Annotated in this window: 24 protein-coding genes, 1 tRNA gene and 1 pseudogene; 12 read left to right on the forward strand and 14 right to left on the reverse strand. The window is 58.2% G+C overall.

Translation table 11 applies throughout. From position 1 onward, the window contains the following. Positions 1–10 precede the first annotated feature (10 nt). The 3 genes from AB4874_RS06125 to AB4874_RS06135 all read right to left on the reverse strand — a co-directional run bounded on the left by AB4874_RS06125 (position 11) and on the right by AB4874_RS06135 (position 1,499). Positions 11–556 carry a MotE family protein gene (locus AB4874_RS06125; RefSeq protein WP_368391318.1) on the reverse strand — a complete coding sequence of 182 codons (546 nt, stop codon included), beginning with the start codon at positions 554–556 and terminating at the stop codon, positions 11–13. 74 nt (positions 557–630) lie between these two features. After that, the gene (locus AB4874_RS06130; RefSeq protein WP_368391319.1) at positions 631–984 is read right to left on the reverse strand and encodes a hypothetical protein; all 354 of its coding nucleotides are present in this window, start codon (positions 982–984) and stop codon (positions 631–633) included. 11 nt (positions 985–995) lie between these two features. Next, the gene (locus tag AB4874_RS06135) at positions 996–1,499 is read right to left on the reverse strand and encodes a flagellar basal body-associated FliL family protein (RefSeq protein WP_368391320.1); all 504 of its coding nucleotides are present in this window, start codon (positions 1,497–1,499) and stop codon (positions 996–998) included. 65 nt (positions 1,500–1,564) lie between these two features. Here AB4874_RS06135 and fliF point away from each other — a divergent pair, with 65 nt between their 5' ends. The 5 genes from fliF to AB4874_RS06160 all read left to right on the forward strand — a co-directional run bounded on the left by fliF (position 1,565) and on the right by AB4874_RS06160 (position 6,227). Next, complete coding sequence (fliF, locus tag AB4874_RS06140) at positions 1,565–3,247, forward strand: flagellar basal-body MS-ring/collar protein FliF (protein WP_368391321.1); 1,683 nt, start codon at positions 1,565–1,567, stop codon at positions 3,245–3,247. Further along, on the forward strand, positions 3,247–3,843 hold the full coding sequence (locus tag AB4874_RS06145; RefSeq protein WP_368391322.1) for a FliH/SctL family protein: 597 nt from the start codon (positions 3,247–3,249) through the stop codon (positions 3,841–3,843). The genes fliF and AB4874_RS06145 overlap by 1 nt, the downstream gene beginning before the upstream one ends. Next, positions 3,836–4,117, forward strand: coding sequence for a FliM/FliN family flagellar motor switch protein (locus tag AB4874_RS06150; protein ID WP_368391323.1), 282 nt, complete (start codon positions 3,836–3,838; stop codon positions 4,115–4,117). The genes AB4874_RS06145 and AB4874_RS06150 overlap by 8 nt, the downstream gene beginning before the upstream one ends. Before the next feature lie 4 nt (positions 4,118–4,121). Further along, positions 4,122–4,871, forward strand: coding sequence for a flagellar type III secretion system pore protein FliP (fliP, locus tag AB4874_RS06155; protein WP_368391324.1), 750 nt, complete (start codon positions 4,122–4,124; stop codon positions 4,869–4,871). Positions 4,872–5,957: 1,086 nt separating this feature from the next. After that, a complete protein-coding gene (locus tag AB4874_RS06160; protein ID WP_368391325.1) occupies positions 5,958–6,227 on the forward strand; it encodes a hypothetical protein in 270 nt (89 codons plus the stop codon). A 246-nt stretch (positions 6,228–6,473) separates the two neighbouring features. Here AB4874_RS06160 and AB4874_RS06165 read toward each other — a convergent pair. Both AB4874_RS06165 and AB4874_RS06170 read right to left on the reverse strand, forming a co-directional pair. After that, positions 6,474–6,719 (reverse strand): annotated as a pseudogene (locus AB4874_RS06165) (IS481 family transposase); the annotation flags it as partial. Between the two features lie 392 nt (positions 6,720–7,111). After that, positions 7,112–7,187: transfer RNA gene (locus AB4874_RS06170), tRNA-Lys, on the reverse strand. A gap of 106 nt (positions 7,188–7,293) precedes the next feature. Between AB4874_RS06170 and dapF the strand changes: the two genes are divergently transcribed. Both dapF and mtaB read left to right on the forward strand, forming a co-directional pair. Then, positions 7,294–8,130 (forward strand): diaminopimelate epimerase, encoded by an 837-nt coding sequence (dapF, locus tag AB4874_RS06175; RefSeq protein ID WP_368391634.1) that lies wholly within the window; start codon positions 7,294–7,296, stop codon positions 8,128–8,130. Then, entirely contained in the window at positions 8,127–9,386 is a 1,260-nt protein-coding gene (mtaB, locus tag AB4874_RS06180) for a tRNA (N(6)-L-threonylcarbamoyladenosine(37)-C(2))-methylthiotransferase MtaB (protein WP_368391326.1), read from the forward strand. The genes dapF and mtaB overlap by 4 nt, the downstream gene beginning before the upstream one ends. A 251-nt stretch (positions 9,387–9,637) precedes the next feature. Here mtaB and AB4874_RS06185 read toward each other — a convergent pair whose 3' ends face one another. After that, positions 9,638–9,811 carry a DUF1328 domain-containing protein gene (locus tag AB4874_RS06185; RefSeq protein WP_295530911.1) on the reverse strand — a complete coding sequence of 58 codons (174 nt, stop codon included), beginning with the start codon at positions 9,809–9,811 and terminating at the stop codon, positions 9,638–9,640. A 263-nt stretch (positions 9,812–10,074) separates the two neighbouring features. Here AB4874_RS06185 and AB4874_RS06190 point away from each other — a divergent pair, with 263 nt between their 5' ends. Further along, on the forward strand, positions 10,075–10,491 hold the full coding sequence (locus AB4874_RS06190; RefSeq protein WP_295530908.1) for a phage holin family protein: 417 nt from the start codon (positions 10,075–10,077) through the stop codon (positions 10,489–10,491). Further along, positions 10,488–11,492 carry a hypothetical protein gene (locus AB4874_RS06195; protein ID WP_368391327.1) on the forward strand — a complete coding sequence of 335 codons (1,005 nt, stop codon included), beginning with the start codon at positions 10,488–10,490 and terminating at the stop codon, positions 11,490–11,492. The genes AB4874_RS06190 and AB4874_RS06195 overlap by 4 nt, the downstream gene beginning before the upstream one ends. A 146-nt stretch (positions 11,493–11,638) precedes the next feature. Here AB4874_RS06195 and AB4874_RS06200 read toward each other — a convergent pair whose 3' ends face one another. Next, positions 11,639–11,836, reverse strand: coding sequence for a CsbD family protein (locus AB4874_RS06200; RefSeq protein WP_368391328.1), 198 nt, complete (start codon positions 11,834–11,836; stop codon positions 11,639–11,641). A gap of 139 nt (positions 11,837–11,975) precedes the next feature. On the opposite strand from AB4874_RS06200, the gene AB4874_RS06205 reads away from it, so the two are divergent. Further along, positions 11,976–13,016 (forward strand): AI-2E family transporter, encoded by a 1,041-nt coding sequence (locus AB4874_RS06205; RefSeq protein ID WP_295530899.1) that lies wholly within the window; start codon positions 11,976–11,978, stop codon positions 13,014–13,016. Here AB4874_RS06205 and AB4874_RS06210 read toward each other — a convergent pair whose 3' ends face one another. The 4 genes from AB4874_RS06210 to AB4874_RS06225 are packed head-to-tail and all read right to left on the reverse strand — an operon-like array spanning position 13,017 to position 17,247. Further along, the gene (locus tag AB4874_RS06210) at positions 13,017–14,594 is read right to left on the reverse strand and encodes a phospholipase D family protein (RefSeq protein WP_368391329.1); all 1,578 of its coding nucleotides are present in this window, start codon (positions 14,592–14,594) and stop codon (positions 13,017–13,019) included. Between the two features lie 57 nt (positions 14,595–14,651). Further along, a complete protein-coding gene (locus tag AB4874_RS06215; RefSeq protein WP_368391330.1) occupies positions 14,652–16,505 on the reverse strand; it encodes a sensor histidine kinase in 1,854 nt (617 codons plus the stop codon). Next, complete coding sequence (locus AB4874_RS06220; protein ID WP_295530889.1) at positions 16,502–17,092, reverse strand: RNA polymerase sigma factor; 591 nt, start codon at positions 17,090–17,092, stop codon at positions 16,502–16,504. The genes AB4874_RS06215 and AB4874_RS06220 overlap by 4 nt, the downstream gene beginning before the upstream one ends. Beyond that, the gene (locus AB4874_RS06225) at positions 17,089–17,247 is read right to left on the reverse strand and encodes a NepR family anti-sigma factor (RefSeq protein ID WP_295530886.1); all 159 of its coding nucleotides are present in this window, start codon (positions 17,245–17,247) and stop codon (positions 17,089–17,091) included. Before AB4874_RS06225 ends, AB4874_RS06220 begins: the two co-directional genes overlap by 4 nt. A gap of 87 nt (positions 17,248–17,334) precedes the next feature. Between AB4874_RS06225 and AB4874_RS06230 the strand changes: the two genes are divergently transcribed. Next, on the forward strand, positions 17,335–18,132 hold the full coding sequence (locus tag AB4874_RS06230) for a response regulator (protein ID WP_295530883.1): 798 nt from the start codon (positions 17,335–17,337) through the stop codon (positions 18,130–18,132). A 58-nt stretch (positions 18,133–18,190) separates the two neighbouring features. Here AB4874_RS06230 and mgrA read toward each other — a convergent pair whose 3' ends face one another. Then, on the reverse strand, positions 18,191–19,222 hold the full coding sequence (gene mgrA / locus AB4874_RS06235; protein ID WP_295530880.1) for an L-glyceraldehyde 3-phosphate reductase: 1,032 nt from the start codon (positions 19,220–19,222) through the stop codon (positions 18,191–18,193). 103 nt (positions 19,223–19,325) lie between these two features. Here mgrA and AB4874_RS06240 point away from each other — a divergent pair, with 103 nt between their 5' ends. After that, the gene (locus AB4874_RS06240) at positions 19,326–20,165 is read left to right on the forward strand and encodes a YihY/virulence factor BrkB family protein (protein WP_295530877.1); all 840 of its coding nucleotides are present in this window, start codon (positions 19,326–19,328) and stop codon (positions 20,163–20,165) included. Here AB4874_RS06240 and AB4874_RS06245 read toward each other — a convergent pair. After that, entirely contained in the window at positions 20,159–23,770 is a 3,612-nt protein-coding gene (locus AB4874_RS06245) for a translocation/assembly module TamB domain-containing protein (RefSeq protein ID WP_368391331.1), read from the reverse strand. The genes AB4874_RS06240 and AB4874_RS06245 overlap by 7 nt on opposite strands. Further along, on the reverse strand, positions 23,770–25,563 hold the full coding sequence (locus AB4874_RS06250; RefSeq protein ID WP_368391332.1) for an autotransporter assembly complex protein TamA: 1,794 nt from the start codon (positions 25,561–25,563) through the stop codon (positions 23,770–23,772). Before AB4874_RS06250 ends, AB4874_RS06245 begins: the two co-directional genes overlap by 1 nt. Between the last annotated feature and the right edge of the window lie 52 nt (positions 25,564–25,615).

Consider the following 25,615-nt stretch of genomic DNA (forward strand, 5'->3'; position numbering starts at 1 on the left):
ACTGGCTTACTTAATTTTTTGGCGCCCCGGCGTTTCTGCCAGCCATCATCACGCTGATCGTATAGGCGGTCTTTGGATCAAGGCTCGCCATAACGGCCGCCGCCGAAGCGGGGCGCATTCGACCCAAGAAACCCGCAGCAAACTCTGGTGCCATCTCTTCGAACAAGGGCGCTGCCTGTTTGGGTTTCATATTCTCGTAAAGGGTTACAAGGCGGGTAACATCCTCATCCGCAGCTTTGTCGGCGATCGAGACGGTTTTCGATAAGACTTGTTCAGCAGCGACCAATTCAGTCAGCCGCGATTCAATGCGCTTTTCAGCCAGCTTGATGGCCTGTTCGCGATCGAGAACGAGCCCCTCACGATCAGACAATTGGCTCTCTCGTAACTGCAACTGAGCATGTAGCTCCATTAAACCGGGCTCTGTCACGCAGTCATCCTGGCCTTTGGCGCCTCCTGCATCAGACGCCAACATCTGCTTGGCCAACGCGAAGCCACCTGTTTCGACAAGTTTAATCGTGCCCGACATCGCAAACAAAAGCGCAATGATCCACAGCACGCCGCGGCCGAGCCAACGCCGCTTGCGCTTGGCCTGTTTTTGACCGCGTTTCGGCTTTGCAGCCACTGGGGTCTTCATTCCGCCGCCTCCAGATCACTGTCGCGATGGCGCCTCCGCTTCACGGTGCGGCGGGGTTCCTGCCCATCGGGCAGATCGTGAAGCGAGGCCAACAGCAGTTCGAGCTTTTGCGCCCCACCCTCGGCCCGCTCTGTTAGCGCCCGAAGCTGAGTTTCCGACTGACTCGCCGTCATCTGCGCCTTTTCAAGTGCGCGCGTCATGTCATCGACCTGCGCCGAAAGCACCGCAATCGCGCCGCCCATGCCATTTTCCAACTGATTGAATCGCTTCAGTCGCCGTGCAAGCACGAGGCAATAGGCCGCTGCAGCCATAGCCGCGAGGCCCAGAAAAAGATCCGCAATAAGCTGCATCAAGCCCTCCATCAGTTCAGCACAAATTCGACGATTAAGAGGTCGCGCACCCGGCCATCCCCGGTCACGATCTGAACCCGGCGCAACATCTGCGCACGCAGCCGCATCAATGCGGACGGATCTTCGAGCAGCGCAGGATCAACCGCGCGCAAATAGCCATTCAACACGTCCATAACCCGCGGCTTGAGATGCGCGACATCATTTTCATAGGCCAGGGGCACTTCGAGCTGCGCCACAAAGCGCAAATGTTTCGCGCCATTGCCGGCCAGCGAAATCAACATCGGATCAAGCGCGACGAACCCGATTTCGGGCAAGGCGTCGGGCACAATCTCGGGGGCATGCGCTGCGTCGCCATGCGCATCGCTCTCAGCCGCCGGGCCAAGGATCATCCCGGAATACACCGCATAAAACCCACCGCCGCCAAGCAAGAGCATAAGCACCAGCCCAATCAGCAGAGGCAGTTTCGATTTCTTCTTGGGGGCCTCATCTGCGGCCTCAGTCGTTGCATCTGCCATGTCATCACCGATTTCTTCCTCACAAACAGACTTAACCGAAGACGACTAACCGATTGTTAAGCGCGATGAGGGAATGTGGGGACACGCGACGGGGCAGAACGCCCACTCAAGGGAGGTGCGTCTTGCAACAGTTAATCGGCGTCTGGCAGGCTCTCGATCTGCGTAAACGGATGATTGTGATCGGGGCCACTGCGGCGATGTTCGCCGCGATTCTCGCGATTTCCTCAATGGCCTCGAAACCCTCGATGAGTCTGCTTTACGCGGGCCTCGAAGGGGTCGAATCAGGAGAGGTGGTGAGTGCGCTCGATCAAAGCGGAGTCGCTTATGAGGTGCGCGGTGATGCGATTTTCGTGCCAAGCACTCAACGCGATTCCCTTCGCATGACACTGGCCGCGCAGGGCCTGCCTGCACAGGGCGCAGCGGGCTACGAACTGCTTGATTCGCTGTCCGGCTTTGGCACGACTTCGCAAATGTTCGACGCGGCCTATTGGCGGGCACAAGAAGGAGAGCTGGCGCGCACAATTGCCTCGTCTCCATCGATTCGCTCCGCACGCGTTCATATCGCGCATTCGACAAATCAGCCGTTTCGCAAAGATCTCAAGCCGACCGCCTCGGTCACCATCACGGCCACGTCGGGTGGGATCGGCGCGGCGCAGGCCAAGGCATTGCGCTACCTCGTGGCCTCGGCGATCAGTGGCATGTCGCCCGACGATGTCTCGGTGATCGATTCGGCGCGCGGATTGATCGCCTCTGGCGATGATGCGAACGTGATGACCTCTGCCAACGATCGCGCCAGCGCAATGAAAAAGAATATTGAACGCTTGCTGGCGGCACGCGTTGGCGCTGGAAATGCAGTGGTCGAGCTATCGGTTGAAACCGTCAATGAGCGTGAGGCGATCACCGAACATCACTTCGATCCGGAGGGTCGGGTGGCAATCTCGACCGATTCTGTCGAGACCACGAAGCAATCCGATGCGTCTCAGCCCGGGGAGGTGACGGTGGCCTCAAACCTGCCGCAAAACACCGGCGGAAATAATGGCCAATCCAAAAGCCAAAGCACCGAGACACGCGAGCGCACCAATTATGAAGTATCCGAGACGCGGCGCGAATTGCTGCGCACTCCGGGGGCGGTCAAACGCCTGAGCGTGGCGGTGCTGGTCGATGGCGTGACCACCACGAACAGCGATGGCACGACCAGCTGGCAACCCCGCTCCGAGGCAGAACTGGCCGCGCTCAAGCAGCTTGTCGCGTCGGCGGTGGGTTTTGTTGAGGCGCGCGGAGATGTCATCACGCTGCAATCCATGCAATTCGAAGCGTTGCCAGAGCTGGGGACAGCCGCCACTGCCGGGGCGCTTGGTGACATCTCATTCGACCTGACACAGATCATCCAGATCGCCGTTCTGGCCTTGGTGGCGTTGATCCTGGGCCTGTTCGTCGCACGTCCAATCCTGATGCAAAAGCTACAAACCTCAATGGCTGAGCTGCCTACGCCAGAACGCTCCGCCACCGCTTTAACCGGAGAAATCGCAGAAGATGAGATGCCCGACATGAATATGCAGTTGGTCTCGGATTTTGACGTGGGCGATCTGCCGATGACCATGAATTCCGCCTTCGACATGGCCGATTTGGACGACATGTCCCAATCCAGTGACCCCGTCGAGCGACTCAAAAAGATGATTGAGGCGCGTCAATCTGAGAGCATGGAAATCCTGCGCAGCTGGATGGAAGACACTGAGGAGAAAGCATGATGGCGCAGCGTCTAAAACTTGAATCCTTCGAGCCCCGTCAGGCAGACGACGCCGCGATCGAGATCGAACCTGTTGCCTTCGAGGAGGCCAAGCTTGCCGCCTTTGAAAAGGGCTATCAAGCCGGTTGGGATGACGCGGTGGCAGCGCAAAACAGTGAAACCACGCGGCTTCATGGCGATCTGGGACGCAATCTGCAAGCGCTCTCCTTCACCTTTCACGAGGCGCGACGTCATATGCTGGATGCGCTGCGCCCGCTATTGATCGACATGACCGCCAAGGTGCTACCCGAAGTCGCGCGCCTCAGTTTGCCCGCGCTGGTGGCAGACCAGTTAATGCCGCTGGCCGAAGATCTCGCCTCGGCACCTGTTACGGTCATCGCCAACCCCGCCGCGCTGCCTCAGATCAAAGAAATTCTGACCCGCGACGACACCCTGCCACTGGCCTTTGCCTCTGAAAACAGCCTGAGCGAAGGACAGGTCTATCTGCGATTTTCCGAGACCGAAACCCGGATCGATCTGGATGCCGTGATCGCCACGATTTCTCAGGCCGTTGCCACTTATTTCAACTCTTCCGCTGAGGAGCCCAGCGATGACTGACGCCACCCAAGACATACCCAACAGCAATCCGTTCAGCCAAGTCCCGATCGAAATCACGATCTCGGTCGGCAAAGCACGCCCCTTAGTGCGCGACATGCTGCGACTGCAACGCGATTCGGTATTGCCGCTTGATCGGCGCGTCGATGATCCGGTCGAGCTTTATGTCGGCGATAAGTTGATCGCACGGGGCGAATTGACCGAGGTCGAGGGGGATCCGAACGGCCAATTGGCCGTGCGCCTGACCGAAGTCGCCGACTTGCAAAACGGGCTGTGATTTTATGCAAATCGCCCCCCCACGCGCGCTGGCTCTCGCTGGATTTGCGATATTAACCCTAACGCTTTCGCTTCAACCCGTCTGGGGGCAGGATATCTCGCTCTCGATGGGCGATGGCGAAAGTCTTGCGGGCCGCTCGATGTTGATCATTGGCGCGATTACATTGCTCAGCCTCGCGCCGGGGTTGGCGATCATGGTGACATGCTTTCCCTTCATCGTCACCGTGCTCTCGATTCTGCGTCAGGCACTTGGCTTGCAACAATCGCCGCCCAATATGCTGATTGTCAGCCTCGCGCTGTTCCTCACTTGGTTCATCATGGAGCCGGTGTTCATGCAAAGCTGGAACACCGCAGGCCAGCCGCTGATTGACGGCACCATCGACTGGCAAACCGCGTTTTCGCGCGGAATAGAGCCGTTTCGCGCCTTCATGGGCAATCGCACCAATCCCGAGACATTTTCGTCGCTCTCCGCGCTGCGCACCGGCACGCCCTATCAAGGTGATCTGAACGCGGCACCGCTATCGACCCTTGTGCCCTCATTCATGCTCTCCGAGATCACCCGCGCCTTTCAGATCGGGTTCCTGATCTACCTGCCGTTTTTGATCATCGATCTCGTCGTATCGGCCGTCCTGATGTCGATGGGGATGATGATGGTGCCACCCGCCGTTGTCGCGATGCCCTTCAAACTTGCGTTCTTTGTGGTGGCAAATGGTTGGGTGCTGATTTCTGGTGCGCTTGTGCAAAGTTACTTCTGATTGTCAGGTACACAAAAGCCCGGGCCGGACCCGGGCTTTTGCTAGGATGGTGAGCCGTGTTGGTACGAACCAACGACCTACTGATTAGAAGAGAGTGGCGGAGTTTCGGCTAATAATCATCGTTCGCGTCGTGAATATCCAGGACTATTGGGGCACGGCTAGCTTGCGACTTGGTATTCGGTCGGTCACGCAAAATTCAGACTGCTGGTGACGCTCCATGAGCGGCTCTGATTCCTCGAAAAGCAGGGGATCATACAGCTTAAAATTGAGCTGAAAGAGTTTCGCCTGCATCGTGGTGAATACCCAAAATTTCCACAAAAAGAATCTAAAGACATGATCTTTGACGCCGTGGCAACAATAGAATCTGCATCTCCTGCGCGATTCATCTCTCTGTTTAGAGAGTTGGAAACGCTTCCAAACGAAATTCAGTGAGTCAAAAAAATTGCATGTTTACAATTGACTAAATAGGGACCCCATCGAATCGTGCATTGGATCCTCAAACGCGTTGCATCAGCTTTCTACATACTGTCCTTGCGTCATCTTCAATATCTGCTACAAAAATATTAACGCAACCCAAGCGTGAGTCTTGACATGGAAATGATGCCCATCAACCTACACCAAAGGCAGCATGTTTCGCCGCCTCTGCACCACCGTTCCGCTTGGAGATCAGACTCGCTTCTCCTTGTACCGGCAGGTGAAATATCCCTGTTGGAAAAGGCCCGGAATGGGCGCTTACGAGCCCTCCGCAGCATCAAGGCCCGACCAAAATCGGCGGCGACCAAAAGGCTTTTGCTTTGGTCAGACAGCAAGAACCAAGAGTAAACTGACGATAACGGGAACCAGTCGAATTCGCTCGGCGCATGTCTCGCCTTTTGAAATGCGCCGCTCCTATGTTGGGTGCGGGGTGACCGCAGACGAATCCGTTGCGTAAATCGGTTGAGAGCCGAACCTCCCTTCCCCTAGTTGCTGTCGGCAAGATGCCGGAACGGCAAGTGTTCATTTATGACAAGCGGCCGAAGTGATCGACCGCCACAAGCCGATCTGGTGGGATATCTGGAACGCAACCCTTGCAGGCGATGACTCGCCATGCTCGATCCGACAGACCGCACGGCAAGCCGCGTCTGGTGCGTTGAATTCCGCGCCGTAAAAGACCTGCCCAACGATCGCTGGCCCAATTATCTGCTATGGGATTTGATCAGTGCCGAAATTGAGGGCGATCTGACGGAAATGCGCAGCCACCTACCGCAGAACCAAATCAAACAACTTCACCGCGCCGAACCTATCCGCCTGATCATGGCGCAACTTGCACGCTCGCGGCGCTGGAGGGCGCAGAGGCTAAGCTCTCCGATGATATGACCCGAAGACGCCTGCGAGAGGCCATCAAGGCCGATCCGGCGCGCGCAGTGAGCAAACCGGATCAGGCGAGAGGGTCGGTATCGGTTCGTGGATGGTTGGGCTTGGTGAACCCGTGCTTGATGCATTGGCCTCACAGATCATGTCGAAGCGCATTGCCCGGGAATAGATGGTGTTGCGATGTCCGGGCTGCTTAGCGAACTGAATTCCATTTTTCGTTTAGATCGTGTGGATCCTGTAGGGCACGGCCGTCAGGCGCGGGATGGAGGATTGAAGGGCATAGAGACTGTCGTCCAGCGGCTAGCAGCGTGTGACGCCGGAAAGCGACAACCATCGCCTCTTCGGCATCGGCCAGAACCGTGGAGCGCGGCTCTTCGGGGCCGGTCTTAGATCCTCAAGCGTGGTGCGCTTGCGCCACTTCACCATCGTTTTTAGGTTGATCTCAAACTTCAGGCTCTGTTCCGAGAACGAGACGCCCCTCTCGGGACATTGCAGTGCAACGCCCTGCCGGGCAAAGGATCACTGTATTGCAGTTCTGACGGCGTGCGCCCCTCTCGGTGAATGCGCGCATTCACCTGCCGGTCAATGGGATCGTAGCGCTTCCGTCACGAACTTGTCCCAAAATGCTTCCTTCCATTCCTTCGAAAGGATCGCATCAGCAAACCGTGGGATCAAACAGCTAGGAGCCGCGAGCCTCGCCAACGGCTCATCGTCTTCCCTTACCAGCAGCCCTCACAAACATCGAAGCCCTGCTCAGTCGATTCGGCTGTCGCGAAATCGCGACGCCAGAATTGGCGCACACTTGCTTCCGTATTGCTTCCGGGAACGGCGGGCGCGGTTGGCGTCAACAGCCAGACATCGCGCATCCCTTTGAAAAAAGGGTGTGATGGTGAGCCGTGTTGGGTTCGAACCAACGACCTACTGATTAAAAGTCAGTTGCTCTACCAACTGAGCTAACGGCCCATCACAGGGCGCTTCTCTATAAACCCCGGCCATGGGGGTCAAGGCCAAAAACTCTCAAAAATTGCATGTCTGGAAAAAACCTTTGCGCAAGCGTATATCGCGCAGCATGAACAACGCGCAAAACACCGCTGGCCTGCCCTTCATGAAAATGCATGGACTTGGCAATGACTTCGTCGTCATCGACGCCCGAGACGCGGCCGATCCGGTCACGCCTGCGCTAGCGCGCGCCTTGGGGGATCGTCATCGCGGCGTGGGCTTTGACCAGCTTGCGGTGATTCGGCCCGGGCAAGATACCGATTTCACCTTGGATTTCTGGAACTCAGACGGATCGCGCGCGGGCGCTTGCGGAAACGCCAGCCGCTGCGTCAGCGACTATATGATGCGCCAACTTGGTCGTGATCAGGTGACGCTAACCACGGAACGCGGACAACTTTTGGCTCTGCGGCGCGAAGACGGGCTGGTCTCGGTCAATATGGGCGCACCGATTCTCGGCGCGGCGCAGATTCCGATTGTCGCAACCGCCGATCCACAACACTTGCCCTTGGCGGGCGATCCAATTGCCATCGGCATGGGCAATCCGCATTGCATCTTTTTTGTCGCAGATGCCGAGGCCGTCGACGTCGCGCGCCTTGGCCCCGCAATTGAACACGACCCGCTATTCCCGCAACGCACCAATGTCGAATTTGTCAGCCTCATCGGCCCCGACCACCTGCGGATGCGCGTATGGGAACGTGGCGCGGGAATCACGTTGGCCTGCGGCTCGGGCACTTGCGCCACCGCCGTGGCCGCCAATCTGCGTGGACTGACGGGCAAGCGCGTGCTGGTCAATGTCGATGGTGGCCAGCTAGAGATCGACTGGCGCGACGATGGCGTCTGGATGACGGGCCCAGTCGCGCATGTCTTTGACGCGACCCTCACCCCCGACTTTCTGGCCACGCTATGAAACCACCCGTTTTCTCGACGCTCGGCTGTCGGCTCAACGCCTATGAGACCGAGGCGATGAAGCAACTCGCCGCGCAGGCCGGGCTGGAAGGCGCTGTCGTGGTCAACACCTGCGCCGTCACCGCCGAGGCCGTACGCAAGGCGAAACAGGAAATCCGCCGTCTTGCGCGGGAAAATCCCGATGTGCCGGTGATCGTGACTGGCTGCGCGGCCCAGACCGAACCCGAAACCTTTGCCGCAATGGCGGAGGTGACCCGCGTGATCGGCAATCACGAAAAGATGCAGGCCGAGACCTGGGCCGCACTGGCCCCGCAAGGCCCAGATTTCATCGGCCAAACCGAACGCGTGATGGTCGATGACATTATGTCGGTGCGTGAAACCGCTGGCCATCTGATCGACGGTTTCGGCCGTCATCGCGCCTATGTTCAGGTGCAAAACGGCTGCGATCACCGCTGCACCTTTTGCATCATTCCCTTCGGGCGGGGCAATTCGCGCTCGGTGCCTGCGGGCGTAGTGGTCGAGCAGATCAAACGCCTCGTGGATCGCGGCTTTAACGAGGTCGTGCTGACGGGCGTCGATCTGACTTCGTGGGGCTCCGACCTGCCCGGCCTGCCGCGTCTGGGCGATCTGGTGATGCGGATTTTGCGGCTGGTGCCGGATCTGGCGCGACTGCGAATTTCCTCGATCGACAGTATCGAGGCTGATGAAAACCTGATGCTGGCGATTGCGACCGAGCCGCGCTTGATGCCGCATCTTCACCTGTCGCTACAACATGGCGACGATCTGATCCTCAAACGGATGAAACGCCGCCATCTGCGCGACGATGCGATTGCCTTTTGTGAAGAGGCCCGCAAACTGCGCCCCGGAATCGTTTTCGGCGCCGACATCATCGCAGGCTTCCCGACCGAAGATGAGGCAATGTTTCAAAATTCGCTGAAACTGGTGGATGAGTGTGGGCTGACATTCCTGCATGTCTTTCCCTACTCGGCGCGTCAGGGCACGCCAGCGGCCCGTATGCCCGCCGTCAAAGGCCCCGCGATCAAGGAGCGCGCAGCACGCCTGCGTGCCAAGGGTCAAGCCGCGCTAAGCGCCCATCTGGACGCGCAAGTCGGACGCGAGCACGTCGTGCTCACCGAAGGTGCGCGCCTTGCACGGACCGAGGGCTTTGCTGAGGTCACCTTTGACACCGACCAACCTGAAGGGACGGTGATGCGGGTGCATATCAAAGGTCACGACGGCGCGCGCTTGATCGCGTGAATGCTGACTGCACAGCGTAAAGTTCTCACTGATGCCATTCTCACTGATGCCATTCGATATAACTTGCGGCGGTAGAACCGGCGCAATTGGATCGTCATCAGGTGGCCTCACCTGCGCTGTTCTAGATACGCGATTTTAGGCTCTAAGAAGGCTGATTTTGGCACTTGGATAGCTGAAAAACACTAAGGGGCCGCCCGATGAGAACGACCCCTTTCAAGTTTCATATGCCTTCAAGGCTGGCACTGGTGTGATCACATCGGCGGTCTGCCTCTGACTGCACGCGCCACCAGCGCGACCACGAACAGGATCAAGAACACCACGAAGAGTATTTGCGCGATCCCGGCAGATGCACCTGCGATGCCGCCAAAGCCAAGTGCTGCGGCAATAAGTGCGACGACGAGGAACGTTAGGGCCCAACCTAGCATGGGATATCTCCTTACAGCTTGTTTCTACCAATCTTTGACGCGTTTTTACTCGCGTCTCATGGGGAGATAACGAGAGCTTGAGCAACAAGTTCCGCGAAAAGATTCTGCGTCTTGAGGGGAACTTTCTTGCAGCGATCATGTTTCATGCGCCCTGAAGCGGCCCTACCTGTTACACTGCAGCACCAAGGAACTGTTCGCGCAGTGCAGCGTTACTTTGCTAGAATCGTAACGCGAAACGTGACGCTGGCTTCAAAGGAGCGACGATGAACCCGAAAGATGCCGACCAAGACAGCCAGCACGCCGAGCGGAGTGTCTCCGCTATGCTGGCCCATGTCGTCGAACAAGCCCGCGAGATTGCTCGAGCTGAGGCTGATCTTGCGCGCGCCGAGGCGGTGCATCGCATCTCACTCGTGCGGAACGGCATGATTTTCGCAGCGATCGCGTTGATTCTTGGACTGGGGGCGATTGGGCCATTGGTGCAGTCGATGGTCTTTGCACTTGAATATTATGGGCTAGAGACGGGCCCGGCCACGCTGATTGCAGGCGCCGTTCTCGCCATTTTTGCCATCATTCTAGCGCTGGTCGCGATTGCCCAAATACGCCGCGCCACGCGCCCGATTCACCGGATCAAGGAAAACCTGTCTGCGGATGCGCAGACCATCAAGGAGAGCTTCAAGTGACCGAGAAAGCAACCATCAAAGACATCGAAAGCCGTCTGCGTGATGACCGCGCGGACCTGGCCTCAACCTTGGCTGATCTCACGGGCCGAATCGCCCCGGAATATTTGTCCGAGCAAGTTTCGCAATTGGTGCATGACTATGCCCGCCCGATGGCCAAGAAAGCCGAAGAGACGGTGCGCGCCAATCCATTGGCCTTCGCATTGGCTGGGGCCGGGTTGGCTTGGCTGGTTCTGAGCACGCGCAAGGGCATGGAGGATACGGCAGAGCCGGCGCAGCCTGAAAAAGACCCTATTATGGCTCAAGAGGGCCTTTCAGACGCATGGCTTGATGAGATCGATGAGCTGCGTGACACCGCATCCGAGCGCCTCCAACAGCTTGAAATCGACGCGGCGAGCAATACCGACAAAGCGGTTGATTATGCCAGCGAGCGCGCCCGCATGGTCAGTGAATTTGCCTCGGATCTGAGGGCGTCTCTGCATTCTGGGTTGAATGATCTTAGCGAAGAGGCCCGCAATCGCGTTGTCAGCGCCCGTGAGGCGGCCTATTCGGCGCGGCTTCGCCTTCAAGATCGCGCGACAGAAGCCGGGCGCTCTGGCAAGCAGATGATCAAGGACCACCCGCTGATCACTGCGGCTCTTGGAATCGCGATTGGCGCAGCAATCGTTAACGCGATGCCCAAGCCCGAGGTGAACCGCCGCGCTTTTGGCCCTCGCACTCGACGGCTGTTGGATGAGGCGCAAGAGATCTTTGCCGAAGAAAGGGCGCGCGCGAAATCTTTGGCTGCGTCCGTTGGCAAAGAGGTGAAGCGCACCGCACGTTCGGTGGCCGACAATGCGACCGACGAAGCGCGCAAGACAGCGCGCGACATCTCTGATCAAGCAAAGAGTGCGGGTCAGGACTTGAGTGCGCGTCTGGCGCAGGAACTGGCTGATGAGGCGAGCAAAGCGATCAAAGAGGTGGGTGAGCATTTGCGCGCCCGCGCCCGTGGCATCACGCATTGATCCAAGCCAAAGGCGTATGAGAAAGCCGGGCCCTGCGCCCGGCTTTTTCGTGTCTTTGCACTGCAGGCCTGACCCCAAAAGGAAGCACCAAGAAAAAGGGCGCCTCGCAACTGCGAAGCGCCCTTTTCAGCTAGTTTAGTGTCGATTTAGGACTTGGAGTACCAATCATCGACTTCTTTTTCGGCAGCTTCTTTGGTCTTGCCGTATTTTTCTTGAACAAGGCCGACAAGCTGCTCGCGCTTGCCCTCTGCACGGTCCAGTTCGTCATCAGTCAGTTCGCCCCATTTCTCGCGGGCTTTGCCTTTGACTTGCTTCCAGTTTCCTTTAATTTCATCCCAATTCATATTGAACTCCTTTCTCTAAGGTTCCTTGTGAAAAGAACGCGATATCAATCTGAATCGTTCCCGGAATAATTTGCTCAAATCACGGGAACCGCTGCGCTAATCAAGCGTTGCACACGAAATCAGGAGTATAAAACACACCATGAATCGCCTGGAGACCCTGTCGCGCGTCTCCCTCATCGTGATCGCTGTGATCGCTGTGGTTGGCGCGCTTGAACAGGTGGAGAGCCTTCTCGCCCCCGTCGTGCTTGCACTTGTCGTCGGGATTGTCCTCTCGCCTATTTCCGATGCATGGGAAACTAGAGGTCTGTCGCCCGTCTGGGGGGCGCTTACCTCGCTTCTTATCTCGCTGATGGTGGCGGCTTTGCTGCTGCTGGTGATCCAACCCTTGGCGGCGCAGATGATCGCGCAAGCGCCTAAGGTCTGGAATGATCTGCGCTCCAGCGTGCTTGATCTGCGCCAGATGTTTCAGGGGATTCAGGACGCCAGTGACGAGGTCACCAAGGCAATCGCGCCCGCGTCGAATCCGGGCAAAGATAGCGCCGCCCCCTCTGCGATGCCCAATGCGACCGATATGCTGATGCTCGCCCCAGCTCTGCTGGCTCAAGCGCTGGTCTATATCGGAACGCTTTTTTTCTTTCAGCTGTCACGGCGTGATATTTATGATTGGGTCGCCAAACATCTCGCGGATTCCACGCAACGCGGAAATACGGCGCTGCGTTTGCGTGCCGCTGAAAACCGCGTGTCGCGCTATTTCCTGACGATTTCGGTGATCAATGCAGGCCTTGGCCTGATCGTCGCAGCGGCGATGCAATTGATCGGCATGCCCAATGCAGCGCTTTGGGGCGTTATTGCCTTCTTGATCAATTACATTCTCTACCTTGGCCCGGCAGTGCTGGCAGTGGCGCTGATTTTCGCAGGTATCGCCGCGTTTGACGGGCTGCGTGTGCTGCTTCCCGCGCTCATCTATCTCGGCCTGAACAGCACCGAGGGGCAATTCGTAACACCCACGCTGGTCGGCAAGCATATGCGGATCAATCCGCTTTTGATCTTCTTGTCGCTGACATTTGGAATTTGGCTGTGGGGGCCGCTTGGCGGTGTGGTGGCAATCCCGCTGCTGTTGTGGGCCCTGGTGCTGACCAACAGTCTGCCTGAAGATCGCAAGCCCGCAGTCGAAAGCTGATCAAACCATCTCGTCAGGTATGAAGGGCAGCCATCTGCCCACGCGCTGAGCGGCTGCGCGATCATAGGGCATCAAGAAACCACCACGCTCATCCGGGGGCAGGTCGGCGTTTTGCTGGGCGATTTTCGCCCAAGACGCTGCGGCATTGTCCAGCTCAAAACAGCGCGGATCCGCGCCTTCGGGCAGCCAATGGCGCATGATGCGGCTGCGCATTGCCTCGATGCCATCGCTCCGGCGGAGATATATGCCAGCTTCCGTATCCCAAGCCAGCGAGCGCCCGTTGAGATTCGCCGAAGACACGACCGCCGAATCGTCATCGAAAATCGACACTTTCGCGTGCAGATACACCATCGGCGCGCCATTCAGCCGGTCGTTTTCAGTCTGCTGCAGCGTAGAAGAGCGCATGGTTCGCGGCTGCGCTGGATTGCCGATGAAAGCGCGTGTGCCAAAGGCCCGCTGCACGATACCAATCGCGCGGGCCTGCAGATACTCCCCAAACCGCACATCCGAGGTCAGACCTTTGCCAAAGGCCAGTTTCTCGGGGGCGGCGGGCACGATCAGGATCAGGTTGAGATCGGGGCGCTCTTTGGCGGCCTTGGCCAGGTGTTTGGCCAGCGACAGCGAGCGGAAATACTGCGTTTCAAGATAAATCAGCTTTTGCGCGCGCGCGATCAGCATTTCATGCGCAGTGGCGATCTCTCGATGCTGCGGGCTGGGCCCGATTGCAAAAGGCGCAAAGCGACGGCGGCGCGAAATCGTGCGCAGTAAACGACGGGGCGGCGCGGCGTCCTGCTCGCGTGCGGCAACCTCATGGAAATTATCAAGATGCAAGCGCGCCTCGCGGGTGACCGGACCCGTCACCATCAACTGAACATCATGCCAAGTCTGCGACCCGACACGGGCATGATCGGGCGTATCATATCTGCGATCATTCAGGTCTAAACCGCCAATATAGAGCCATTTTCCATCGAACAGCGCGATCTTCTGATGATGTGTCGCGGGAAAGAGTTTCGGCAGCGACAACATGCGCCGCTTAAAGCCGCGCCCGCCGTCACCCGACAAATATGCAACGAGACCGGGCATGTCGCGCAGCAAGGTGTCCCGCGAATTCTCGGGCTGCGCGTTGAGCCATTGCGCGTGTTTCGCCAGCTTTCCCATCACCATTGGCCAGAACGCCAAGCGCATGAAAAACCCCGATTGCGCCGGATGCATCAGCGCGCGGGCATCAAGACGCGCACGCGGTCCCGCCAACTCACGCGCAGCCGCCAACAGCCGCATCGTGCGCCAAGTGCCGCGATGTAAATCTGGGCGCGCGCAGGGATCAAAATCGGCCAGGTCAATTCGGATCGGCACGCCGCGGCGCAAAACATGCACGAGCAAGTCAAACCACGTCGCCCCCACCTCGCGCCCACGCATCGAGCGCAGTTTGGTCTCAAGGTCGAAAATGCGAAACGAGAGATGAATATCCTGCCGGGCATCCAGAAATGCGCCTTCAAGCGCTGGATACGCCTCTGCCGCGGTCAGAAGCAGCTTTGTCCTGCTTGCGGCCTGAATTCCGGCTTTTAATAGACGTTCCATGCAACCCGTTCATCTACGTCGAACTCAATCGAAACTAACCACACGCCTGTCGTATGGTCACGAACTCACATCCTTACTAGCTGTCTCGCCGGCCTTGGATTTCAAGTCTTCTTCATGTCGCAACTCGCTCTCTTCCAGCGGACGCAGCGCGAAGTCCGTAACAAGCGTGTAGATTTCGCCCTCTGCCTCGATTTGTAGCTGCCCCGAGAGCTGCTGCACGAACGCATTCACCAATTGCGAGCCAAGCCCAGAACCATCGACGGTCGCAGACGGTGCAGCGTTGGGATCAACCGTGTTGCTGACACGCAGGCGGGCGCGCATGCCCTCAAACTTGCGCAGCGTGATGTCGAGCTTGGGCGTGCCGTTGACGTTAGAAGCGTATTTCATCGCATTGGTCATCGCCTCGGTTAGCAACAGCGACAGCGGCACCGCCTGATCGGGCGTCAGATGGATATCATCTATCTGACAATCCACAGCGATCCGGCGTCCCGGCCCTGTCGCCAAGCGCGTGATCTGGCGCACGATATCTGGCAGCAATTCTTGGGCCCGAATGTCGGTCAACCCCGAGGTTTGATACAGCCCTCGGTGAATGGTCGCGAGTGAGATCACCCGTTCCTGAAGGCTTTTCATCAGACCCTTGGCCTCAGGCGTGCGGGCCTGACGCATCTGCATATTGATGATCGAGGCGATGAGTTGCAGGTTGTTTTTCACCCGGTGATGCACTTCGCGCAGCAGCACCTCTTTGTGGTGAACAATATCTTCAAGCTCTGCCTCATCATGCAGTATCGTCTCGGTCATGCGATCATAGGCTTCGGCGAGATCGCGAATTTCCGACGGGGCACCCGACAGGCTGAGCTTGCCCACAATCCGGCTGCCCGTCGCGAAATTTGAAATCGCATAGACCAATTTTCGAATGTGGCCGATCACCAATTTCTGCATCGCAAAATAGGCTACCAGCAGGCTTGCCGCCCACATCAGAGCCGGGAACAAGATCGGCGATATATCCGCGAAAGGACTCAGGGACGAGATTTTTTCTGCCGGCCAACTGCCCAGCGCATAAAGCTGATTTGGCACCACCTCGACGACGGAATAGACCCGCTCATGACCAAGATTTGACACGCCCGAGAAGGTCACTGCACCGGCCCCGGACAGCAGCTTAAGCGAGCGATCCGCTGGCAGATGGCCCTGCGTTCTACTGAGCCCGTCTGACGAGGTCAAAATCGTGCCTTCATGATCAAACGTCATCATCACCAAAGGGCGTTCATCGTTCATCTTGGGGCCGTCCTTGGCCAGCGACAATTCCGTGTGGGACATCGAGATTGAGATCACCCCGATATGATCGCCCGCCTCGTCATAGACCGGGTGCGCCACGCCCAGAACGGAAGTTTCAGACACTGGTGCCGCGCGATTGACGAAAAAGGTCGTGTCAGTCGCTGCCGAAATCTGTTTGAAAATATCGTGACCCGAGAAATCGTATTGCTCGCCAGTGTTGGAGCAGGTCATCAGCCCAGAATTGGGAATATAGGCAACAAGCGAAAAGCTTGGGAAGGTCGCCGCGACTTGGCGCATCAGTGCCGCACAGGCTGTTGGGTCATTAACCCGCGCCACGACGCTGCGCGACAGCAACCGCGCCGAGTCTTGGGCATGCTGAATGACGCGGGTCTCACCCGCCACAGCGCGCATCGTCTCCCCCATCAAGGCGGCTTCGGACCGGGCCTGCGCCTCGCGTGCGACCGATGAGGATTGCAGGATCGCAATGATCAGAAGCGGGAAGAGCGCGATCGCCAGCATCAGCGCCAAACGCACCCCCAAGCCATTGAATAACGCGCGCACACCTTTCGGGCGTGCGCGCCAAACTTCGGTCTCTGGCGGGATCTCGGAAGGCGCTCCTTCGGGAGCCTCAGGCGTCATGCTGCGGCGACCCCTGAACGACCCATCACAGCCAGCGAGTTCCGGTCAGGACCTGACATGATATCTTCGCCCTCTTCCAATTCGAGCATCTCAGCCAGTCGGGCTCGCGCCCGGTTCGCCCGGCTTTTGACCGTGCCGACAGCGACACCCATCATCCCGGCCGCTTCCTCGTAAGAAAAGCCCGAGGCCCCGACCAAGGTCAGAACTTCGCGGTGTTCGGGGCTGAGCTGATCAAACGCGCGTACGAAATCATTCATCGCAAGGCGACCGTCATGCGCGGGTTTTTCAAACAAGGCCGCCGCGTGCACCCCATCAGGGTCAGCCACCTCACGTTTACGCTTGCGTCGGTCGGAATAAAACGTGTTGCGCAAAATGGTAAACAACCACGCCCGCAGGTTTGTGCCGCGCTCGAATTTCTCGATATTCGACCACGCTTTCACAATCGTATCCTGCACCAGATCATCCGCCGAGGCCCCGTTTCGCGTCAGTGACAACGCAAAGGCACGCAATGCGCCAAGGTGGTCAGTCAGTTCTTCGCGCGGATCAAGGCTCTCGCTGGCTTTGGCGGTTTTGGAGGGCGTATTCATTTGCCGCCCTCCTTCGCCTTGAGCTGTGCCAGAAGATCTTTGAACCGATCAGGAACTTCTTCTTGCAAGGCCTCTTCGTAGACTCGCTTCAGATTTTCATTGATCTGTTCTTTGATACTGGACTTGGACTTTTCATCAGCCATGTCACTATACATTCTGGTTTCCGATCCCACATACTTTGCACGGAACCGAACGCAGGGCTAGGACGTTTGGTTCCCAGAAAATGAAAAAGGGGGGCTTTTATGTCCGAAGACATCGCTGGCACTATTGGGGCCAACCTACCGTATCTCCGGCGTTACGCGCGGGCCCTGACCGGCAGCCAAGACAGTGGCGACCGTTACGCCGCGGCAACGCTCGAAGCGATCCTCGAAGATACGGCGCCTTTTGAGAATAACGACCCAAAGCTTGCGTTGTTCCATGCGTTTCACCTTGTTTGGGCGTCTGCTGGTTCGCCCCTGGGAGAGCCTGACAGCCGCCTTTCGGCGAGCGCCCAAGATCACATGTCATCTTTGACGCCGAACACGCGTGAGGCGCTGCTGCTGCACTCAATCGAAGGGTTCCGCGTCGAAGAGATCGGCACGATCATGCAGGTCGATTCCGGGGAAGCTCAGGAATTGATTGATATCGCAATCCGAGAGATGGAATCCTCCGTTGCGGGCAAGATCATGATCATCGAAGACGAAGCGATCATCGCAATGGATATTCGCGCGATCGTCGAGGATATGGGGCATTCCATCACCGGAGTCGCGCGCACTCGGACCGAGGCCGTCGATCTTGCCGCCCGGGAAAAACCCGACTTGATCCTCGCCGATATTCAGCTTGCCGATAACTCGTCGGGCATTGATGCGGTCAACGATATTCTCGCCCAATTCGGCCCCGATCTGCCGGTAGTCTTCATCACCGCCTTCCCCGAACGGCTGTTGACGGGCGAGCGGCCCGAACCCGCCTTCCTGATCACCAAGCCTTACACCGAGGCGCAGGTGCAATCGGCGGTTTCTCAGGCGATGTTCTTCTCCTCGACCGAGACGCTCGCAGCCTGATCAAGCCGCACGGCCTGATTATGAAAGCCCCGGCACTGCGCCGGGGCTTTTGTTTTACCTAGCCCATCTCGGAGGAACGTGCCCAAAGGTTGATCGCCTCATCCTGCGCGTGGCGGTCAATCTCGGCCAGCTCGGCCTCGGTAAAGTCCAAATTAGACACTGCACCAGCGCAATCGATCACTTGCGAGGGCTTTGACGCCCCAATCAACGCCGTAGTAATCCGCCCCCCGCGCAGCACCCAGGCAATCGCCATCTGCGCCAAGCTTTGACCACGCGATTGCGCGATCTCATCCAGCGCTTTGATCTTGGCGATCATCTCAGGGGTGATCACATTGCTATTTAGCGATTTCTCCTGCGCCGCGCGCGAGCCTTCGGGAATGCCACCCAGATATTTCTTCGTCAGCAATCCTTGCGCCAGCGGCGTAAACGCGATGGAGCCCACGCCCAATTCGTCCAGCGTATCCGTCAGCCCGTCACGTTCCACCCACCGGTTGAGCATGTTGTAGCTGGGCTGGTGGATCAGCAGCGGCACCCCCATATCGCGCAAAATCGCGGCGGCTTCCCGGCTGCGCTGCGAATTATAGCTGGAAATCCCGATATAAAGCGCGCGGCCCGACCGCCAGATATGTTCAAGTGCGCCCATCGTCTCTTCCAGCGGCGTATCAGGGTCGAATCTGTGCGAATAAAAGATGTCGACATACTCAAGCCCCATCCGCTTGAGCGACTGATCACACGACGCAATCAGATATTTGCGCGAGCCCCATTCACCATAGGGACCGTTCCACATCTCATATCCCGCCTTTGAGCTGATGATCAGCTGATCGCGAAACCCGGCAAAATCGGTGCGCAGGATTTCCCCGAACGCTTCCTCGGCAGAGCCGGGCGGTGGGCCGTAATTATTCGCCAAGTCGAAATGGGTAATGCCGTGATCAAAAGCCGTCTGACAGATCGCACGTTTCACCTGATGGGGCGTATCATGGCCGAAATTATGCCACAGCCCCAGCGACACGGCGGGCAATTTCAATCCGGATTTTCCACAACGACGATAGACCATTTTGGAATAGCGATCTTCGGCGGGATGATAGGTCATACTGTGTCTCCTCCTGTTAGCGGAAACACAAGCATAGCGCGCGAGGCTTCGCAAGTTGCACTCGGATGACGCTTGCGCGATGGTGCCCCAAAAGGAGAGCCCATTGCGCGATTTGGCAAAATTCGGGATCAAACTGCTGGGCAGACTGATCGACTCCAATATAACTTTGGTGGCAGCCGGCGTGGCATTTTACGCGATGCTTGCGGTCTTTCCCGGCATTTCAGCCACAATCGCCATCTGGAGCGCATTTTCCGATCCCGCGATCATCCACCAATATCTTGCGGTCGCCAGAGAGTTTATTCCCGAAGAGGCTTATGGCTTGATCAACGATCAGATCCAAAGCTGGCTGATTGGGCCGCGCCCCTCGATTGGCATTGGCACGCTTCTTTCGGCTCTGGTAACCCTGTTATCGGCGCGCGCTGGCGTCGCCGCCTTGGTGTTGGGCCTGAACGTGATCCACGACACCAAACCGCGCAACACGATCTGGAGCTTTATCTTGGGCTACCTGATGACAGTGTCATTGGTTGGCGTGATGCTGCTGGCGCTGGCGACCATCGTGATCGTGCCCATCGCGATCAACTTTCTGCCGTTTCACGAATATACCAGCATTTTGCTTACAGGTCTGCCATGGGCAGCGATGCTGTTGCTGATGCTTACAGCGCTTGGCATTCTGTATCGCTACGGCCCCAATACAAAGGGACAGCGCGATCCGGTTTTGACGTTGGGGGCGGTTTTAGCAACGGCCGTTTGGGGGATTAGCTCGCTGGCGCTCACCTATTATCTCGCCAATTTCGGCTCTTATAATAAGGTTTATGGCTCTATTGGCGCTGTAATCGCGCTGATGTTCTGGCTTTATCTAAGCGCCCTGTCGGTACTTTTGGGGGCGGCCCTGAATGCGGAACTGAATGCCCATCGCGCGAAGGCGCGACAGGGCGATCAGTAATTGCGCTCGTAATAGATCCCGATCCCGCTTTTGCCATCAGACCCAACGGTGCCGCGCGCCGTGACGTTTTTGTTCACATCCAGGTTGAGATTGATTTCGGATGTGCCATCACCGGCCACAGTGACATCGGTATACAGGTTCTGAGACAGGTACTTCCCGGCCTTCAGTTGCGCATTGCCCGACGCATCGGTCGAGATATCAAGATCGTCAAGCCCGGTGCTTTTGCGCAGTTTACCGATGATCCCCTCTCCGCCTTTGCCTGCCAATGTCGCCACCGCCGAGGCCAGCTGTGCCGCTTGAATTGCTGACAGGCTTGAGACGCCCCGACCAAAGATCAAGCGCGACAGAACCTCGTCTTGGGGCAGATCAGGTGAAGACGAAAATGACACTTCCGGTGAATTCGCCTGCCCCGAAATCGCGATGGCAATCGTGTAATCGCCCTGCGTGGTGACTGCTGCGAAATCAATATAAGGCACCAGCGCCCCTTGCAGCGCAATCTGACCTTTGTTGAGCGTGAAGCGCTGCCCCAGAATATCGAGCCGCCCGCGCACAAGGTTGAACTGCCCGATCGGCACAACATTCGCGCTAGTGCCCGTGATGCGCAAACTGCCGCCCAGCTCGGCATCCAGACCCCGACCGCGCACGAAAATTCCACGGCTCGCTGCGATCGTCACATCCATTGGGTAGGGGCGCGCACTGCTTGTCTTGGCGCCAGCATTAGCCTTGCCGTCGTCCAAAAGACCGGCACGTATCAGCGTTTGACGCACCGCCGCATTCTCGCCCACATGGGTAAGCCCGTCAGGCACCGAGGCCGCGCCGCTGATCCCCGATGAGGGCACGCGCAGCTCGGTATCGGCAAGCGTGATTTTGCCCGCAATCTTTGCGCCCCCGCTTAGCGGTCCGTCCATCGTGATCGTGCCCGAGGCATAGGTGTCATACAGCTCTGGATCGCGCAGTCGCGCCCGATCGAGCCGGATCGTGAGATTGCCATTGAATGGCGGGCTTAAATCAATCGGGCCGTTCACCGCCAGCGTTCCGCCCGATCCCAACTGACCCGTCACCCCAAGCTGCGCCTTGCCATCCGAAAGCTGCACGCGCGTATTTACCTTTTCCAGCACCATGCCAAGATTGGGTGCAACAATGCGCGTGTCATTCGCCGTGATCGTGCCCGACAAGGCGGGCAGCCCTGGCTTCCCATTCATCCGCAGATCGAAACTTAGCGGCCCTTGCACCGAGCGCGGCGCGATAAACGAATTAGCCAAGGCTGTCTGCGCCGAACCGGTGATCGTGAGATCAGAATTGGAGAAATCGGAGGCAACTTGGCCTGTAACTTTCGCGCTGGTGCCGCCCGGTCCATCGCCCGAAATATTCACCTGATAACCGGTGCCGTCATCCGTCACCGTGCCGCTCAGGCTGAGCGGGCCGGGAAAACCGGGTGCCAGCAAAGCCGCATTGGCCAGCCGCGCATCTAGCGTGATCTGGCGGTTCGTATCGGTCACCGCACCATTCGCCGATATCGTAACCTGCGGGTTCTTCACGCTCAGATTCTGCAACTTCACACGGCCGCCAGTGTAATCAGCCGCCAACGAGATAGCCGTTTTTCCTGCAAGAATAGTGTCGGTTTCGGCCTGACCAATGGCAAGGTTTTGCGTCTCGGCATCCAGCTTGGCCGAGAATGTCTCACCCAAGCGCGTCACCTTGGCGTCCGCGCTTAGCCCGCCGCGATAGCCACCGCCCAGCAGCGACAGATCCTTGGCCTCGACATGCGCATTCAGCACGCCATCCTTGCTGCTCAGAGTGCCCTGCGCCGAGGCCACGACGGCCCGCGTGGTGGCATTGAACGCCTTGATTGTCAGACCGTTTTCATTCCGGCTGGCGGACAGCGAAATCTTGGAGCTACCTTTGAGGGCTGCATCGGCTTGCGGCTGATTGATCGTGACATCCTGCCCCGTCACATCAAGATTGGCGTCAAACGCCCCCGTCAGCACCGTATAATTCCCCGAAATCGAGCCTAACACCGCCCCGCTCAACGGTCTTCCGGCCAAATCCGACAGTGCCGAAATGTCGCCATCATCAAACTTAGCCGTGCCGCTGATCTTAGCGCCCTTGTTCAGATCCGCGATCCGCAGGTTGGCATCGGCGCGATAGCCCCGACCCAGCAGCGAAAGTTGCGACAGGCGCAGCGGCTGATCTTGCTGCCACGAAAACACGGCCTTGCCCGACACGAATGGCCCCACGGCTTTCGCAAGCTTCTCGTCTGCCAATTCGATCCCGCTCGCACTTAGCACCACAGTACCGCCCACGCTGCTGGGCGAGCCTTGGCGAATACGCCCCGAGCCCGACAGAATTGCGCTGAGCATTTTGGTGCCATCTTCGCGGCGCAATGCGTTCAAGCGCCCAGAAAGAGACCAGCCATCGCCCGTCGCCTTATCATAGGCAAGTTTGATATTGCCCGATTGCACCCAAGTTTTGACCCCCGAGATCGGCAGCAGCACCTCTTGGCCTTCACCCAGACCCAATTGCCCGGTCAGGTCAAACTTGTGCGGCAGACCGTTGGCGCCAACAACCGCCGAGCCTTGCAGATTGAGCGCACGCGATTTGATATCCAGCGCACTCAGATTCGTTTGCCCCGTAGCCGTGCGCGCCCCCTGCGCGACGAATGATACGTTTTTGCCAAAGAAATCACGATATTCCGGTGGCAATAGCGGTGAGACATCGCCCGAGAACTCCGCCGAGAACCCGGTTTCCGGCGCTGCCCCTTGCACCGCGCCCTCGGGCACGGCTTTGTTAACCGAGACCTTGCCCGCGAGACGCTGCTGGCCATCGGTGCTGAGAACGACATCGGCGGAAAACTTGTCGATCGGCCCGCTGCCCGATACGGCCAACGTAATCGCAGGGCGCCCCGGAAGGCCGATCATCTTGGAAATGATGCCCCCCTTGCCCTCATCGACCAACAGATCCAGACCCAACTCGCGCGAACCGTTGTCATAGGCCCCCGTTAGCGAGAACTTTCCCTTCTGCCCATCAATCCGGTCGATATCGAGCTTGGCCTTGCCCTCGCCTCCGGCCAGCGACATAGAGCCGGTGATTTTCACCGTTGCGGCTTCGCCGATGACCGGCTGGCCAATGATGACCTTTTTCGCGTCGATCTTGCCGATCTTCAGCGCGACAGGCAGGTCGGGCAATGAAAACGGCTTGGCCTCGGGCGAGGGCGCAGGCGTGCCGGTCGCAGAGGTGCCGGGCATACGCGGCAAGTCTATTTCATTGGCGGAAAGCTCATCTATCTCGATTTTACCGGTCAAAAGCGCGGTGCGGTTCCATTGAATCGCCCCGTCCTTGATCGTCAGCCACGCCCCCTGATCATCCGAAATCGTCAGCGAGGTAAAGGTTGCACGTGAACTCAAAGCACCCGCGAACCCATCAAGGCGCACCGACCGCCCGGCACCCGAAAGCGAATCCTCGATCAGCCCGGTAAGATAAGAGCGATCACGCTGCGTCTGCGCCTCGGTCGCCGCCCCGGCGCCTTGATCAGCAGGCGTGCTGTCTTGGGCAAAGCCACCCAAAGGCCAAATCACCAGCGCAAGCGATAGAAGAACCCGTTTCATCAAAATGCCTGCCCAATCCCGATATAGACCTGTGCGCCGCTGCCCGTGCCGCCGCTGACCGGGAAGCCAACATCAAGGCGGATCGGGCCCACGGCTGTTTTGTAGCGCAAACCCAGCCCCGCGCCCGCCTGCGAACCGCTTTGGCCACCGCCCGCGATATAGCCGTAGTCATAAAATGCCACGATACCGATAGACTGGGTCACACCGATGCGTGCCTCACCCGAGACGCCGACAAATTCAGTGCCACCGGTTGTCAAAGTGCCGCCATCCAAAACCGTGACGCCAAGCGATTGGTAGGGTTGGCCGCGTACGCTTCCACCACCGCCGGAATAAAACAGATAGTCGCGCGGCGTTTCTCCAAGGCTTGATCCGAACACGCGCCCAAGTTGCAGCCGTCCCGCCAAGACGAACCGGTCTCGCGCGCCAAAGCCCTTATAGCCGCGCAGGTCTGTGCTTAGCTGCGCACCCGTCCCGGTCTCTCCTCCAAGGCCGACGAACGGTGTCAATCCGGTCTTGATGTAATATCCCTTGGTCGGATCGAGATCATTGTTGCGATTGTCATAGATCGCAGTGGTCGGGAAATAGATCTGGCGAAAGAAGGTCTCGCCAGAGCTATCGGTCACTTTCGACCAGCCATATTTGATCGCCGTATCGACCGTCAGTTTATCGCTGAAGATGCGACTGGCACCGAAGCCAATGTCAAAGGCGTTCTCATCGTAATCTACTTCGTTCACTTGGCTGATCTCGGTCTCGAAATAGGCCGAGGTGTCGGGGCCGAAGGTTGCCGGGCGTTCGATCCGCGTGCCCAGCGAATAATCGGTGCCTCCCGTTGCGCCGCCGATCCCGCTGATCGCACCATCGAGGCGAAACCGCTCACCGCCGCCAAACAGATTGCGATGCAGCCAATAGGCAGTCAGCCCGATCCCTTCATCACTGTTCAACTCGGCCCCCGCGCCGATCTTACGCGGCTTCTGCTCGACCACGGCAAGGCTGACATCCATGCTGTCATCGGGGTTGAGGGTTTTCGCCTCGGTCACGGCGACAGAGCTGAAAATGCCGGTGCGCCGCAGCCGCGTCTGCACCTTGTCCAGTTCCTTAGGGTCATAGACCTTGCCTGTGGGAAAGCCCGCAATCTGGCGCAGACGCTTGGTCCGCAGGCGTTTATTGCCCGACACGTCGAGCGCACCAAAATGCACCAAGGGCCCTGGGGCAAGCCGAACGTCAGCAGCGAGCGTATTTGTGCGGTGATTGGCAACGATCGATTGACCGGAGACCTGCGCCTTGGCATGGCCATCCTCGCGCCAACCGTCTACCCCGGCCGTCGCCGCCTCAACGACCAAGCCTGATTTTGCAGGCTGACCGACGGCGAACCCTTCGGGCAGCTTTGTGGCTGGCGCGAGCGGTGCGACTATCGCCTTGGAGAATCGAAAATTCGGGCCCGGCATGACGGACACAACAACATTTCGGACGGCCTTGGGGGCATCCAAGGGCGAAATCGACGCCGCCTCACGCCCATCAAGTTTGATCGACACGACCCCCGAATAATAGCCTTGGGAAAACAGCGTCGTGACGATGCGATTGTAATCAGCGCGCGCTGCGGAAAAGATATCCTGCGCATCTTTGCTTTTGTCGCCGACCGATTGTTGCAACAAGGACGCGCCCGTGATCGTATCGCGCAAGCTGCTTGAAGCGCCCGGGGTTGTGAAGCTCAGATCATATGCCGCCGCCGGCATTGCCGCCAACGCGCTTATCGCGAGGCTGAGTGTAAATTGCTTAATTTGTCCCGGTCCCATATCGCGCCCCTATCTGCCGGGGCAAGGTCGCAAGTATTAGAGCTAAACGCCA

Origin of the sequence: Thioclava arctica, assembly GCF_040892615.1 — a bacterium.
Classification (GTDB): Bacteria; Pseudomonadota; Alphaproteobacteria; order Rhodobacterales; family Rhodobacteraceae; genus Thioclava; species Thioclava arctica.

Coding starts and splice junctions, on each gene's coding strand:
- AB4874_RS06150 (WP_368391323.1), top strand. CDS start 3,836: ATGACTGACGCCACCCAAGACATACCCAACAGCAATCCGTTCAGCCAA.
- AB4874_RS06250 (WP_368391332.1), bottom strand. CDS start 25,563: ATGGGACCGGGACAAATTAAGCAATTTACACTCAGCCTCGCGATAAGC.
- AB4874_RS06225 (WP_295530886.1), bottom strand. CDS start 17,247: ATGTATAGTGACATGGCTGATGAAAAGTCCAAGTCCAGTATCAAAGAA.
- AB4874_RS06210 (WP_368391329.1), bottom strand. CDS start 14,594: ATGGAACGTCTATTAAAAGCCGGAATTCAGGCCGCAAGCAGGACAAAG.
- AB4874_RS06220 (WP_295530889.1), bottom strand. CDS start 17,092: ATGAATACGCCCTCCAAAACCGCCAAAGCCAGCGAGAGCCTTGATCCG.
- mtaB (WP_368391326.1), top strand. CDS start 8,127: ATGAAACCACCCGTTTTCTCGACGCTCGGCTGTCGGCTCAACGCCTAT.
- mgrA (WP_295530880.1), bottom strand. CDS start 19,222: ATGACCTATCATCCCGCCGAAGATCGCTATTCCAAAATGGTCTATCGT.
- AB4874_RS06130 (WP_368391319.1), bottom strand. CDS start 984: ATGCAGCTTATTGCGGATCTTTTTCTGGGCCTCGCGGCTATGGCTGCA.
- AB4874_RS06245 (WP_368391331.1), bottom strand. CDS start 23,770: ATGAAACGGGTTCTTCTATCGCTTGCGCTGGTGATTTGGCCTTTGGGT.
- AB4874_RS06215 (WP_368391330.1), bottom strand. CDS start 16,505: ATGACGCCTGAGGCTCCCGAAGGAGCGCCTTCCGAGATCCCGCCAGAG.
- AB4874_RS06135 (WP_368391320.1), bottom strand. CDS start 1,499: ATGGCAGATGCAACGACTGAGGCCGCAGATGAGGCCCCCAAGAAGAAA.
- AB4874_RS06145 (WP_368391322.1), top strand. CDS start 3,247: ATGGCGCAGCGTCTAAAACTTGAATCCTTCGAGCCCCGTCAGGCAGAC.
- AB4874_RS06200 (WP_368391328.1), bottom strand. CDS start 11,836: ATGAATTGGGATGAAATTAAAGGAAACTGGAAGCAAGTCAAAGGCAAA.
- AB4874_RS06160 (WP_368391325.1), top strand. CDS start 5,958: ATGCTCGATCCGACAGACCGCACGGCAAGCCGCGTCTGGTGCGTTGAA.
- fliP (WP_368391324.1), top strand. CDS start 4,122: ATGCAAATCGCCCCCCCACGCGCGCTGGCTCTCGCTGGATTTGCGATA.
- AB4874_RS06205 (WP_295530899.1), top strand. CDS start 11,976: ATGAATCGCCTGGAGACCCTGTCGCGCGTCTCCCTCATCGTGATCGCT.
- dapF (WP_368391634.1), top strand. CDS start 7,294: ATGAACAACGCGCAAAACACCGCTGGCCTGCCCTTCATGAAAATGCAT.
- AB4874_RS06190 (WP_295530908.1), top strand. CDS start 10,075: ATGAACCCGAAAGATGCCGACCAAGACAGCCAGCACGCCGAGCGGAGT.
- AB4874_RS06230 (WP_295530883.1), top strand. CDS start 17,335: ATGTCCGAAGACATCGCTGGCACTATTGGGGCCAACCTACCGTATCTC.
- AB4874_RS06185 (WP_295530911.1), bottom strand. CDS start 9,811: ATGCTAGGTTGGGCCCTAACGTTCCTCGTCGTCGCACTTATTGCCGCA.
- fliF (WP_368391321.1), top strand. CDS start 1,565: ATGAGGGAATGTGGGGACACGCGACGGGGCAGAACGCCCACTCAAGGG.